Origin of the sequence: Halorientalis pallida (assembly GCF_004118325.1) — an archaeon.
Taxonomy (GTDB): Archaea; Halobacteriota; Halobacteria; order Halobacteriales; family Haloarculaceae; genus Halorientalis; species Halorientalis pallida.
The window spans coordinates 358,478-371,439 of record NZ_RDFA01000004.1 but is presented as its reverse complement, the minus strand read 5'-3'; the positions used below and the strand labels follow the sequence as shown (position 1 = coordinate 371,439).

At 68.8% G+C, this 12,962-nt stretch carries 9 protein-coding genes; all 9 read right to left on the bottom strand.

Annotated features, from left to right (window positions below):
- The 9 genes from EAF64_RS13315 to EAF64_RS13275 all read right to left on the bottom strand — a co-directional run bounded on the left by EAF64_RS13315 (position 1) and on the right by EAF64_RS13275 (position 12,961).
- Positions 1–633 carry a hypothetical protein gene (locus tag EAF64_RS13315; RefSeq protein WP_129069485.1) on the bottom strand — a complete coding sequence of 211 codons (633 nt, stop codon included), beginning with the start codon at positions 631–633 and terminating at the stop codon, positions 1–3.
- 228 nt (positions 634–861) lie between these two features.
- Entirely contained in the window at positions 862–1,314 is a 453-nt protein-coding gene (locus EAF64_RS13310) for a DUF4870 domain-containing protein (RefSeq protein ID WP_129069484.1), read from the bottom strand.
- 136 nt (positions 1,315–1,450) lie between these two features.
- Positions 1,451–5,302: a PKD domain-containing protein gene (locus EAF64_RS13305; RefSeq protein WP_129069483.1), complete on the bottom strand. Its 3,852-nt coding sequence runs from the start codon at positions 5,300–5,302 to the stop codon at positions 1,451–1,453.
- A gap of 250 nt (positions 5,303–5,552) precedes the next feature.
- Positions 5,553–6,425: a DUF58 domain-containing protein gene (locus EAF64_RS13300; protein ID WP_129069482.1), complete on the bottom strand. Its 873-nt coding sequence runs from the start codon at positions 6,423–6,425 to the stop codon at positions 5,553–5,555.
- Positions 6,422–7,375, bottom strand: a complete 954-nt coding sequence (locus tag EAF64_RS13295) for an AAA family ATPase (protein WP_129069481.1) — start codon at positions 7,373–7,375, stop codon at positions 6,422–6,424. The genes EAF64_RS13300 and EAF64_RS13295 overlap by 4 nt, the downstream gene beginning before the upstream one ends.
- Positions 7,368–8,207, bottom strand: coding sequence for a DUF7502 family protein (locus EAF64_RS13290; RefSeq protein WP_129069480.1), 840 nt, complete (start codon positions 8,205–8,207; stop codon positions 7,368–7,370). The genes EAF64_RS13295 and EAF64_RS13290 overlap by 8 nt, the downstream gene beginning before the upstream one ends.
- Before the next feature lies 1 nt (position 8,208).
- On the bottom strand, positions 8,209–8,820 hold the full coding sequence (locus EAF64_RS13285) for a hypothetical protein (RefSeq protein ID WP_129069479.1): 612 nt from the start codon (positions 8,818–8,820) through the stop codon (positions 8,209–8,211).
- Positions 8,817–11,147, bottom strand: a complete 2,331-nt coding sequence (locus EAF64_RS13280) for a vWA domain-containing protein (protein ID WP_129069478.1) — start codon at positions 11,145–11,147, stop codon at positions 8,817–8,819. Before EAF64_RS13280 ends, EAF64_RS13285 begins: the two co-directional genes overlap by 4 nt.
- The gene (locus EAF64_RS13275) at positions 11,147–12,961 is read right to left on the bottom strand and encodes a DUF7408 domain-containing protein (protein ID WP_129069477.1); all 1,815 of its coding nucleotides are present in this window, start codon (positions 12,959–12,961) and stop codon (positions 11,147–11,149) included. The genes EAF64_RS13280 and EAF64_RS13275 overlap by 1 nt, the downstream gene beginning before the upstream one ends.
- Position 12,962: the final 1 nt, after the last annotated feature.

The following is a 12,962-nucleotide window of genomic DNA, read 5'->3' as shown; positions in this document are numbered from 1 at the left end:
TCAGAGGAACTGGGTCACCAGCGCGGGGTCGAAAACCAGTGCGGCAACGATGCCGCCGGCGGCGAAGGCCATGAGCGCGTACCACGGCTCCATTCGGATGGTCTTGAACGCCTTCGACTTGTAGCGCTTGTAACCCAGCGATCCGCCGACGAACACCAGGGCCAGTCCGAAGCCGGCGTCGCGCCGGCCGATGTGGATCAACCAGACCGCGACGAAGCCGACGATCGCCCCCAGCTCCAGCGCGTGGACCTCGTTGGTCGTCACTTCCCTGATGCCCTTCGAGACGGGCAGGAACCCGGGGAGCGTGAACGCCACCGACTGGCCGAACCCGGACTTCCCGTGGCCGTTCGCGCCGCCGCCGGATTCCGACCCGACGGTCGTCGCGCCGGTGTTGACCTGGCTCGCCTCCTGGTTCACCGTCGGTGCCGGGCCCTTGCCCGAGCGCATCCGGCCGACGAGTTTCTTCGCGCCGGCGACGCCGAAGACGCCCCAGGCGGCGTAGAAGAGGACGCCGGCCGGCGTCGTCGGGTTCGGGAGTGCCCCGACGAGTTCGGCGACGTTGCCGGGGAGCTGTCCCGTGATCTGTGTCACTATCGACGACGCGAGTACCGCGACGACCAGCCCGGCGGTCATGCCACCGCCCTCGCCGTGCTCGCCGGTTCGTGTCGCCCGTCCGCTCCGTTTCGTGTGCTTCGAATCATGGTTTCGAGACTCGCGTCGTGTGGCCGCCGCCCGCCGGTAATCGACCGTTCCGTCCGTGGCGAGAACTCTGGTAGTCAGTACTATGAAACTAGCCTCTAGATACGTTGTGTCCCGTCGGAACGGGGGCGTCCGCGGCCGGAACCGTCCGAACCCGGCCCGTCAGTACCGTCGCGCGAACCCGCCGACGATCGGGAACTCGAACCACTCGCCGCTGTAGGCCTGGTACATCGCGAACAGCCACACCCCGAAGCCGGCCAGCCCGATCAGCAGGGAGACGATGGCGAACAGCGCCACGAACAGGCCGCCGATCAGGGGCACGAACGCGAACACGGTCGTGACGACGCCGAGGACGACGTACGCCCCGACGGCTACCACGGTCAGCGCGATGCTCTGGACGGCGTGGAAGCGCACGAACTCGTCGTCTTCGAGCACGAGCACGAGTACGGCCGTGAGCGCGCCCAGCAGGTACGCGATCGCCGCCCCCTGGTTCGGGTCGAGGCCGGTCCCGGTCGCCGCCCTCACCTCGTCCGTCCGGGTCTGTCCGGCGGTGCCGTCGTCCGGCCCGCCGGCCAACTGCCCGCCGGTCGGCTCGTCCGGTTCCCTCGTCGCCATCTCACTCACCCTCCGCGGGCCACCCTGTGCGCCGCTGTGCGGTTGGAGTCTGTCGGTGACTCATAGCTCCCTCTCGCGTCCAGAGGATATGAATACTGCTGCCATCTGTCGGATAGAAAGGCAGTTCGACGGGAGGTTACCGCTCGCGGCGTCGGCGGGCCGCCAGCAACGCGGCGGCGACCAGCGCGAGCGCGGCGGCGAGGGGACCGAATCCGGGACCGGCCCCGGACGACGTGGTGGCGGTCTCGGTCGCGGTGGCCGGCAGCGGGGTAGCCGTCGCCGTGGCGGCCGCTGTGACGACCGAAACTTCGCCCACGTCGGCGTCGGCCACGCGGAGTGCGTAGTCGCCGACCGACTCGAAGGTGGCGTCCAACCGGACCGTCTCGTTCGCGCCCGCGGCGACGGTCACGTTCCGACTGGCAAGCGCTGTCTCTCCTGCGGTGAGTTCGAGGGTCGTCGTCCCCTCGATGGACCCGTCGTTCTCGACGGACACCGTGACCGACGCGGTCTCGCCGACGACGAGTTCGGTGGCGTCGGTGGTCGCTGTGACCACCGACAGGACGGCCCGGTGTTTCGCGCCGATAGCGAACGTCGAGAGCCCCGGCGAGTCGGCCTCGAACTGGTGTGCGCCATCGGTCCGGTCGACCGGCGTCGTCTCCAGCCCGCCCCAGGAGCCGTCGTGGTAGCGGTACAGCACCACGTCCTCGGGGGCGAGGTCGCGCTCGCTCAGCGTGGATGCAGAGACCTCGAACTCGAAGGTCACGCCGTCGATGCCCGCGTCGGACACCGAGTGGTCGACCTGGACGTAGCCCATCGGTTCGGTTCCCACGTCACGGTCGGTCGCCTCGGCGGCGGCGTCATCGGGCTCCCGGTCGTAGGCCGACACGTCGAGGGTGTAGTCGTCGCTGGTCGTCGTGGTGACGGTCAGCCGGTCGACGGTGACGCGCCCGCTCTCGCTGGACCCGCCGACGTCGGCAGTGACGGGCTCGTCGCCCGGATTGGTGACGGTGACCGAGGTCCCGCTCGCCGTTCGCTCGACGGTCGTCTCCGTCGTGGTGGCGGTCGTCGCCGAACCGCTGCTTCCGGAACTGCCGCCGCCACTGCCGCCACCGCCACCACCACCGCCGCCACTGCTGGTGGCGGCTTCGACCGTGATGGTCACGGTATCGGTCGCGGTGTTGTCCGAGCCGTCACTGACCCGGAGGGTCACCGTCTCCGTGCCGGTCGTCGAGTAGGTGTGGGAGACGCTGGCGCCGGTCTTCTCGTAGGTTCCGTCGTCGTTCACGTCCCACTCGTAGCTCGTGATGCCGTTGTTGTCGGTGGATCCGCTCCCGTCCAGCGTCACTGACGCGCCTTCCTCGACGGTCTGGTCGGAGCCGGCGTCGGCGACCGGCTTGTCGGGATTACCCGACAGCGTGACCGTCCCCGAAGAGTAGTGGATGTCCGCAGTGACCTTGATGTTCCCGTCGTCGAGTTCCTCGACGTCGAGGGGTACGTCGGCTCCCTGGTAGTTGCCGGTCAGCTGTTTGGCGTTGATGCTCCAGTCCGAGACGATACCTGACGGAATGATGGCGTTGTAAAACCCCCTGTTGACCGTCGCGCCGTCGTTCTGGAAGTGCGGTGACGCCACGCTGATTTCCAGTTTCCCGGGGTCGCCGTTCGACGGTGCGGTGTACCGCGGCGGGGCGAACGCCTGTGCGTCGGTCGCGACCATCCCGCCCCGGAGCTTCTCGCGGAACTCGTCTTTCACCGACCCTTCGAGCGACACCTGGGTCATATCGACGATGGCGTCGTAGTGGGTGTTGGCGGAGGCGTTCGCCAGCGGCCACTCGTTGGGGTCGGGGTTGCGGATCTGGTCGTGCCAGTACGCATCGGCCGGGGTCACGTAGTAAGTGATCCGGGTGGTGGTGTCGTCTACCGCCGTGGTCGACCAGTTTTTCGCCTCGCCGTTGCCCAGCAGGAACAGGGGATCGAACTTGTCGACTGTCAGGTTCACTGCCAGCATCGTGGAGCTGTCGATGCCGTCGACGCCGTCGATCTCTCTGGTGTCGGGCTGACCGCTGGGGTGGAGGTGCCAGTCGACGCCGTTCATGAACCAGTTCCACTCGGTGGCCACGTCGACGCCGGTGATCTCCTCTCCGGTCGCGGCGTTCTTGACGGAGGTCGAGACGACACTGGGACACGGCGAGCTGGCCTTCCCGATGCAGGTCCGTGCGATCGAGGACTGAACCTGCCGGCTGCGTGAGGTGTCTTTGACGTGAGCGATGACGGTCAGGTTCCGGTTGATCTCGGAGGCCTCCTTGTCGATCGTGATCGTCCCGCTCTGTGCGTTCGGAGTCACGTACTCGGTCCCCCAGCCGGAGTCGATGGTCGTCTCCGCGACCACGATCTTGGCGTTGGCCTTGTCGATGTTGCCGAGGTCGTAGGTCACGTCGAGGCCGGAGTCTGCCTCTTCGGTGAGCGTGGTCCGGCTCACAGAGAGACTGACACCCTCGTAGACGACGATCGTCTTCGAGCTACTGGACAGGGCCGTCGGGCTCTCTCCGCTCGTGTCGACGAGTTCGATCTTCCCGGTGAAGTCGCTGGACCCGACCTTGTCTTTCGGTATTTGCACGGTCGTCAGCCCCTTGGTCGCCTCGACGGTCGTCCGCTTGGCGATGGGCGTCCCCGGGGCGTTGGTGTCGTCGTAGAACCACAATTCGATGTCGTCTTTGCTGGCGACTTCGCCGGTCGCGTTGAACGTGACGAAAAGTGTCGTGAGCGTGTTCGTGTCGATCTCGGTGGTGTGGAAGTCGACCGACGGGGCTGGCGGGTAGTTGATGCCGCCGTCACCGTCACCGCCGCCGTCACCGTCACCGCCGCCGTCGCCGCCGGAACTGTATTCGTAGCCGGCGGTGAGGCCGCTGCCAGCACCGTTCATCCCGCCGTTGTTGCCGGCGGCGTCTCTGACGTCGTCGACGCTCAGCCCGTAGATGCCGTCACCGTCGTCGAACGCCTGCCTGGCCGACAGCGAGTACGTGAACGGACCGGTCCCGCTCTCGACGAACTGCGTGCGGTCGAAGGCGTAGCTCTTGCCGTTGGGACCGGTCACCGTCACGCCGACGTCGCCGCTGTTCGTGCCGAGTTGCTCGTCGGAGTCGAACTGTGCCATCATGTCGCCGCTGGATTCGCCGAACTGGACGTTCGAGATCGACGGCGGCGTCGTGTCCGAGCCGTAGGAGTGGGTGCCGAACAGGTCACTCCCGACCCCGTTCTCCCCGCCGTTCAGCCCGTTCGTGTCCACGGCGTCGTCGACCGTGACCGCGTACGTCCCCTCCCCATCGTCGTAGGACTGGGTCGTCGCCAGCGAGTAAGTGTACAGACCGTCCTGACTCCCCTCGACGAAGTCGCTCCGGGAGAACGTGTACACGTCGGCACCGCTCGTGGGGCCGTCGACGGTCACGGTCACGTCGCCCGCGTTCGTGCTGAGCCGCTCGTCCGACGTGAACGAGAGCGCGAGGTTGTCGCTCCCGTCGTTACCCAGCGTCACCTCGGTGACGACCGGCGGCGTATCGACCGCGAACACCGCGGTGTCCGAGGTGATCATGGCGTCGGTTCCGCCGTTCTTGAGTCGGACCCGAACGGGAATGGAGCCGCTGGCCGGGACGCCCGCGGCACTGCTGTCCGGCACCGTCATCGCGACCACGCCCTCCTTGGACTCGAACCCGGAGGTCTTGGCCGCCAGGAGGTCCCTGCTGGAGTCGTTGTACAGCCGCAGTTCGATGTTGCTCGGGTCCATCGTCGTACTGTACCCGACTTCGACCGTCGAGGACGTGCTGGTCTCGATGGTCGCGTCGTTGACGACCACGTCCGGTGCGTTCCCGACCCCGGTGACCGAGACGTTCCCGCCGCCGAGCGTCTCCGCGCTCACGGCGACCGGACCCACAAGCACGGAGAACACCAGTACCGCCGACAGCACCACCGCCCGGACCTTCCGGCCCGCCGTCATGCGCGGCCTCCTGCGTGTGGCTTCGCCCGTCGCCACCCGACGGACGGTCGGCACTCCAACAAACTCAAAGAAACGTTGGGACTATTTGCCATGTTTTCCCCTCTCGAAACACCGATAAATACGTATCTGCCCGAGAATCATCCCGGATAATTTCGATCTACGTCGGGTATCGAGTCCGATGTCAGGAAGTTACGGTTCTAGAACTGATTAATTGTACAGTCCGGGTCGGATACCGAATCTGATCCCCGTCTCACTCCACCCAGACCTCGCCGAAGGTATCGAAGAAGTCCGCGCCGGTGTCGACGGCGACGTGGCGCGCGCCCAGGCGGTCCCCCACCGCTTCGATCTCGTCGAGGTGGGACTGGAGCCGGTCGTAGTAGCGGCGTTCGACGTTCGCGCCGAAGTACGTCCGCAGTTTCGTGTCGGCTTCCGGGTCGCGGAAGATCGTGTCGCCCCGCGCCGGCGGGTCCCGCTCGTCGGGCGCGAGGACCTGTGCGAGCGTCAGGTCGTTACGCTGGAGGGCAGCCAGCCCCGCCTCGATCTCGGCGGGGTCGTCGAGGAAGTCACTCGCCACGAGGACCAGCGCCTTCGAGTCGACGGTCGCGGCGTAGTCTTCACAGGCCGTCCGGAAGTCCGTCTCCCCGTCGGGGTCGGTCTCGTTCAGCCGTTCGATCAACCGCATGACTTCGCCCTGAGTCGAGCGGTTGCGGTCGATCCGCTCGAAGGTCTCGCCGAGCAGTGAGAACCGGAAATCGTTCCCCTCGGCCGCCGCGAGTGCCGCGAAGCCAAGCCCCAGTTTGGCGGCGTACTCGAACTTGTGTGGGGTCGCCGGCTTCGCCCGATCGCCGCCGAAGTCCATCGACGTGCTGGCGTCGAGCAGGACGTGGACGGTGAGGTTGCGCTCTGCCTCGTACTGTTTGACGTACAGTTCCTCGGTGCGGGCGTACACGCGCCAGTCGACCAGCCGGGTGTCGTCGCCGGGGGTGTACTTGCGGTGGTCGCTGAAGGTCAGCCCCTCCCCGACCTCCGTCGAGCGCTGTTCGCCCTGCTGGACGGCGTCGACCCGTCGCTGGACGGAGGGGTCGAACCGGGCCAGTTCGTCGAGGAAGGTGGGTTCGATCACAGCAGGTCTCCGATCACGATGTCGGCGGTCACGCCGTCCCGCTGGGCCCGGAAGTCCACGACGACGCGGTGTCGCAACACCGGGCGCGCCATCGCCTCTACGTCCTCGCCGGTGACGTGGGCGCGGCCGGCCATGAACGCGCGGGCCTTCGACAGCACGACCAGTCCCATGCTCGCCCGCGGACTCGCGCCGTACTCCAGTCGATCGGCCGTGCGGGTCGCCCGCACCAGTTCGACCACCCGATCCCGGATGTCGTCGGCGATCGGGACCTGGCGGACGAGTTCCTGGGCGCGCAGGAGGTCGGCGGTCGCCAACTGCTGTTCGACCGGAATGGTGTCGTCTAATCGGCCGGTGTACCGGTCGACGATCTCCCGCTCGGACGCCTCGTCGGGGTAGTCGACGAGCACCTTCGCCAGGAAGCGGTCCTTCTGAGCCTCCGGAAGCGGGTAGGTTCCGTCCTGTTCCACCGGATTCTGTGTCGCCAGCACGAAGAACGGATCGGGCAGGTGCCGGGTCTCGCCGCCGGCGGTGACCTGCCGTTCCTGCATCGCCTCCAGCAACGCGGCCTGGGTCTTGGGGGTCGCACGGTTGATCTCGTCTGCCAGCACCACGTTGGCGAAGATGGGGCCGGGCTCGAAGGTGAACTCCCGGCCGTCGTGGGTCTCCCGGATGATCTCGGTGCCAGTGATGTCGCTCGGCATCAGGTCCGGCGTGTTCTGGACCCGCGAGAACGAGCAGTCGGTGACCTCGGCGATGGTCCGGACCAGCATCGTCTTGCCCAGTCCGGGGACGCTCTCTAGCAGTGCGTTCCCGTCGGCGAGCAGGCAAGCGAGTACCTGATCCAGCACCGCTTCCTGGCCGACGAGGCGCTTTCGCACCTCCTCGCGGACTGCCGCGAGTCGTTCCTGAATCCGGTCCACCTCGTCGTCGTCGAGTGTGTCGTCAGTCATCGGTATCACGCTGGACGCGCAGATTGTAGTCCCGCACCAGATCCGCGTCTTCGAGGTTCCGATCGGCGGCGAAGCCGGCCTGGCGGGCCGCCACGGCGTCGCCACCGGCCGACAGCCCGCTGTCTTCGTAGCTGTCGACCTGCTCGCCGGCCCCGCCGCCGCGACTCTGTGAGAAGTTCACGTCGATCTCCTCCCGTCCCTCGGCGGTCTCCTTGCGCTCGCCGAGCACGTCGTCGGGATTCTGGAGTTCGGAGACGCCGTTGTCCGACCCGCCGAACGATCCCGGTCCGCGCCTCTCGTCGGTCGTGTTCGTCGTCGGCGCGAACGTGACGCCCGCCACGGCCGCCTGGACCGTCAGCGCGCTCGCCAGGACGACCACGACGGCGCTGACCGACAGCCAGCGGGTGTGGAGGAAGCCGCCGGCACTGGTCTCGGCAAGCCGCTCCGTGACCTCCCGATAGAGCCGGCGGGCCATCTGCGTCTCGGCTCCGTCGGTCGCGGCGTCCCGGGCGGTCCGGAGCGCGTCCGCGACGACCGGATTGGCCGCCTCGAACCGCTCGACCGTGTAGTAGCGGACCCGGAGGCCGAACTCGACGCCGCCGGCCAGCAGGGCGACGCCGACGGCCGCGACCGTCCCGCCACGGGCCGGGCCGACCGCCGGCAACGGCACCGCGACGACCCGCGTCAGCAGGTTCACGACGAGGAAGACGGCCACGGCGTCGACCACCGCGTGGAGGGCGGCCGCCTTGTACCCCTCGCGCCTGATCGCCCGGACCGCGCGCTCGATCCCGGTGCGTTCCTCGCTGGGTTCGGATTCCAGTTCGTCGCTCATCTCAGTTACACTCCGAATACTGCGCGCTGTTGTTCAGTTGCCCACAGACGACGTCGAGATCGTCCTGCAGCGCTTCGTTGTCCTGCTTCAGGCCGTCGATCCGATCCTCCTGATCGTCGATGGTGCCGTTCAATTCGTCGGTCAGGTCCTGGAGGTTCGTGTTGCGGGCCCGGAGGTCGGTATTCTCCTGGAGCAGTTCGTCGCGCCGCTCTTCGAGTTCGGTCACCCGCCCCCTGAGGTCCGCCCGTTCGTTCAGGAGGTCGTCGACCTCGCGCTGGAGTTCCTGCCGTTCGTTTTCCAGCCGGTCGATCCGGTCGCGGGCGGTAGAGAGGTTGCGCTCCGTGGCCTCCAGTTGGTCGGTGAGGTCCTGCACGTCCGTCTGCCTGGTTTCGAGGCTCTCGTTGATGCTGGCGAGTCGGTCGCGGGTTTCGTTGAGTTCGCCCCGAACGGTCGCGAGTTCCTCTTGGGCGGTCGCTTTCTGTTGGGCGAGTCGTTCTGCGCGGTCGGTCACGTCGCCGACGCTGTACTCGTAGTAGACAGTGACGCCCGCGACGCCGAGGACTGTCAGTCCGACCACGGCGAGCAAGACGACGTTGAGTCTGGTTCCGATCATAGGTGTCTGATGCGAACGAGTCGGCGCGTGCCGACCTCGACGAGGTACAGGAGCAGGGCGGCGACGAGGACGAGCCACGTCCACTCCCTGGTGATCGTCTCCACAGTCCGGGCCTCCTGGCGGACCTGCTCGGCGACGGCCGCGGCCCGGTCCGGCTCGAAGACGCGCCCACCGGTGCGATCCGCGGCGGTCCGGACGGCCCGCGACTGCCCGAAGGCAGCGAACTCCTGGGGGTAGTTCACGGCGTATTCGGCGGCCAGCAACGACTGGTAGCCGGGCGACGCCGGCACGAACGTCGTCTCGTACTGGCCGGTGTCGACCTGGGTGAACCGGTAGCCGTCGGCCGACGGCCGGCTGGCGCCTTCGTAGGTTGCCGTCACGGGACTCCCCACGCGGCCGTCCGAGATGGACGTGAGGCCGGTCGCCAGCCGTTCGGGGTCGCCGATGGCCCAGTTGACGGACTTGGTGATGCCCAGGGAGTCGGGGGCCGAGAGTAGGCCGTCGAGGCCCCCGTTCTCGCCGTAGGCGGTGATCGCGACGGTGCGTCCCAGCCCGTACCGCCAGGCCGTGATCGCCGGCGCACCGTCCGATCCGGCGACCAGCAGGTCCGCCCCTCTGACCGCGGCGACCGAGTGGGTCCGTCCCGGTCGGGCGGCGAACTCGACGCCGCTCGTGATGAAGTGTGTGCGGTCAAGCACCGTGAGGCCGCGCCCCTGGAACTCGCGGGTCTCGCCGCCGAACTCGATCCGGAGCTTGTTGGACTCGTCGGCCCGGAGGAAGACGCCGCCGCCCGCGTCGGCCACTTCCTGGAGGTAGTCGACGGCCACTTCCGAACCGACGCCGACGGGGATCACCTCGATGCCGCGCTCGCTGGCACGGGCCGCCGCGGCCGGGGCGTTCCCGCCCTGTGCGCGCCCGTCGGTGAGCAGGACGATCGTCCCGCTAGAGCCGAGCATCTGGGTCGCCCCCTCGATGCCGGCGCTCACGTCCGTGCTTCCATCGCTCTCCAGCCGACGGATGCGGTCTTCGAGGAAGGTGCGGGAATTCCCCAGCCCGGTGAGGCCGGCGATCCGGTAGACCTGGTTGTTGAACGCGACGACGCCCACGCGGTTCTCGTCGCCCAACTGGTCGAGCACGTCCAGCGCCAGCGCCTGCTGGGCCGACATCGACCCGCTCGTACTGCCGGAGATGTCGACCGCGACGACCACACGCGAGGTCTCGCCGCCCTCCCCGATGGTGACCGGCAGGAGGTCGGTCAGCAGCGACTCGCGGTAGTTCCCCCGCTCGAATGCGTTGGGGCCGCCGACGGTGACAAGCCCCGTCCCGTCGATGACGGCCCGCTGGAGCGCGCTCACGTTGCCCAGATCGCCCGCCGCGACGTTCTGTACCACGACGGCGTAGTACCCCGAGAGGTTCGCCGGGATCGACTCGGCGGTGTCCACGTCGTAAACCTCCCGGAGGAAGCCCTCGAAGGCGTAGTCACCGCGGGAGACGTAGAGGACCTTCGGCGGTTCGACCACTCGTACCGTTTTGCGGAACACGTCGTTGCGGTCGTACACGTCCTCGCCGTCGATCCGGGCGGTCACGCGGTGACTCCCTGTCTCGGAGAAGTTGTACGTGAACGTCAGCCCCCCGTCGCCCTCGACGGTCTCCTCGCGGATCCGCTGGCCGTCGACGCTGACCGACAGCGTCGTGGTGGTGTCCCCGAGCGCGACGCCGGCGACGGTCACGCGGAACTGGTTGGCCACGCCCGTGCTGGTCTTTGCCGGCCCGGTGACGGCGACGGCCCGTTCGGTCCGGTTCGAGTCGAGCGAGACGGCGTGGATGGAGGCGTCGACCTGCTGGGCGACGCCCGCGGCCGCGTCCAGCGAGCGGCCGCCGGTCACGCGGCCGTCCGAGACCAGCAGGACGCTCCCGTTCGGGCCGAGCGCGCCCGTCACCGCGTCGCCGACCGACGAGTCCGTCTCGCTGCCGACGGTCCGGGTCCTGACCGCGACGCCCTCGTTCTCGATGGCGGTCGCGAGTTCGCCGGCCGCGGCGTCGGTCGTCGCCATGCTGGCCGACCGGTCCACGAGCATCGTCACCGTCGGCTGGCCCGCCGAGTCCGTCGTCGCCAGCGTGTAGGGCCCGGCGGCCGCGACGACCAGCAGGGTCACGAGCAGGAGTCGCGACGCCAGGAACAGCGCCCGCGACCGCCCCGTGAACACCGCCCGCTCGCGCCGGCGGAAGGCGACGCCGAGCACTGCGATCGCCACTGGCAACGCGACCAGCACGAGCGGACGCTGGAGGCCGATCCGGAGCCCCGCCAGCGTCGTTTCGACGGGCATCAGATGTCACCTCGTCGGCGGAGATACCCCAACTCGGCCCCGAGCAGGACGAGCAGGCCGAGCAGAACCAGCGGCGTGAGGTCCTGTTGTACCTGCTGGCCCGTCGTGGGGCCGCCATCGCCCGCTCCGTCGCCGCCCGCGTCGACCGGGGCGGCGCTCACGTTGGACTCGGCGGGGGAGAGTAGGCCGGCGCTGGTCCGCTGGTCCGCCGTCCGGTAAGTGCCCACACGGTCCAGCTGGACCGCCGCCGTCGTCCGCTGTCCCGTCGGCGTCTCGACGATCGTCTCGTTGGCCAACTGGAGCGTCGTCCCGGTCCGCCTGTTCAGGTCCGACTGCGACGGGCGGCCGGCCAGCCAGTGGATCGCCCGCTTCCAGAACACGGGGTAGCGGTAGTCGAAGCGGAACGCGGTCTGGTTGGGCAGGTAGCCGTAGTACATCGTTCGGCCGCCCGCCCGTCCGCCGGTGGCCAGCAGCGGCGACCCGTCCGAGAGCGTCACCAGTGCGGTCCCGGTCGCCGTGGCCCCGAGGTGGTAGTCGGGAGCCGGGAAGTCGAAGCCGGTGGTGACGGGGTGGCTGGTGACGTTGTCGATGCCGCCGGACTGTTCGATCTCGCCCGGTGTGACCGGGAGGAGGTCGCCGTACCCGACGTCGCCGACGTTGCGCTGGGCCTGGATCAGGACGCCGCCGCCGTCCTCGACCGTCGACCGGGCAGTCTCGACGGTCGACCCCAGCACGCGCTGGGCGGTCACGTCCGCGAACACCACGGTGTCGTAGTCGCCGGTCGTCGAGACCGGGGGACGCTTCACGGTGACGTTCACCGTCGGGATCACTTCGAGCGCGGTCCGGAGGTTCCGGTTGTCCCCGTTCGTCAACAGCAGTGTGTCCTCTGCCTGCTCGTCGGGGACGGCGACGGGCACGCTGTCGTCGACCGGGAACGCGTCACTGCCGTCGAGTCGGGCGGTCGTCGACGCCGCCGGGAGCGGGAAGACGACAGAGCGCCGGTCGCCCGGCTGGAGCGACACCGTCCGTGACTTGCCGGCGAAGGTCAGGGTGCGCTCGGTCGCCGTCGCGCCCGTGTTGGCAACGCGCAGGACGACCCGCTGGTTCTCGAACGACCGGCCGACGATGCCGACGTTCTCGGTCGTCCCGCCGCCGAACTGTCGGAGCGTGAGTGCCGCGCCACTGGCTCGCACCGCGTCGGCGGCCCGCTTCCAGCCTGCCTCCCCCTCCCCCGATCCGCCCGCGAAGTCGCTGAACACGAGGACGCGGCTCTCGGAGCCGGCGAGTTCGCGGGCGCGCTCGACGGCACCGCGGAGGTCGCCCGGCGCGTGCGTGACACGGAGGCCGTCCAGTGCCGACCGCGCGTCTTCGGGGTCGCCCGCCGTGACGGGCGTCCGGACGGAGCCGCCGGCGACGACGACGGTCGTCGGCGTTCCCACGGCCTCCTTGGCGGCCGCGACGGCCTCGGTGAAGCGGGTTCCGTCGCCGGTTTCGGTGGCCATGCTGGCGGAGGCGTCCACGACCAGCACGGTGGGCTGGGCGCTGACTTCGCGGGTCGTCGTCACGTAGGGGGCGGCCAGCCCGACCGCGAGCAGGAGGATGGCGAGGACCTGCAACAGGAGCAGGAGGTTGCGGCGCAGTCGCTCCAGGACCGGGTTCGAACCGCCCTCGTCCGGGTCGGACTGGAGAAACGCGACCGTGGGCAGGGGGAGTTCCCGCGGATCGGGCTGGATGAGGTACAGCACGAACAGCGGGACGAGGGCGGCGAGCGCGGCCAGGCCGAGCGGGGCGGCGAAGACGTCACCGAGGGCCATG

Coding starts and splice junctions, on each gene's coding strand:
- EAF64_RS13315 (WP_129069485.1), bottom strand. CDS start 633: ATGACCGCCGGGCTGGTCGTCGCGGTACTCGCGTCGTCGATAGTGACA.
- EAF64_RS13310 (WP_129069484.1), bottom strand. CDS start 1,314: ATGGCGACGAGGGAACCGGACGAGCCGACCGGCGGGCAGTTGGCCGGC.
- EAF64_RS13305 (WP_129069483.1), bottom strand. CDS start 5,302: ATGACGGCGGGCCGGAAGGTCCGGGCGGTGGTGCTGTCGGCGGTACTG.
- EAF64_RS13295 (WP_129069481.1), bottom strand. CDS start 7,375: ATGACTGACGACACACTCGACGACGACGAGGTGGACCGGATTCAGGAA.
- EAF64_RS13290 (WP_129069480.1), bottom strand. CDS start 8,207: ATGAGCGACGAACTGGAATCCGAACCCAGCGAGGAACGCACCGGGATC.
- EAF64_RS13285 (WP_129069479.1), bottom strand. CDS start 8,820: ATGATCGGAACCAGACTCAACGTCGTCTTGCTCGCCGTGGTCGGACTG.
- EAF64_RS13280 (WP_129069478.1), bottom strand. CDS start 11,147: ATGCCCGTCGAAACGACGCTGGCGGGGCTCCGGATCGGCCTCCAGCGT.
- EAF64_RS13275 (WP_129069477.1), bottom strand. CDS start 12,961: ATGGCCCTCGGTGACGTCTTCGCCGCCCCGCTCGGCCTGGCCGCGCTC.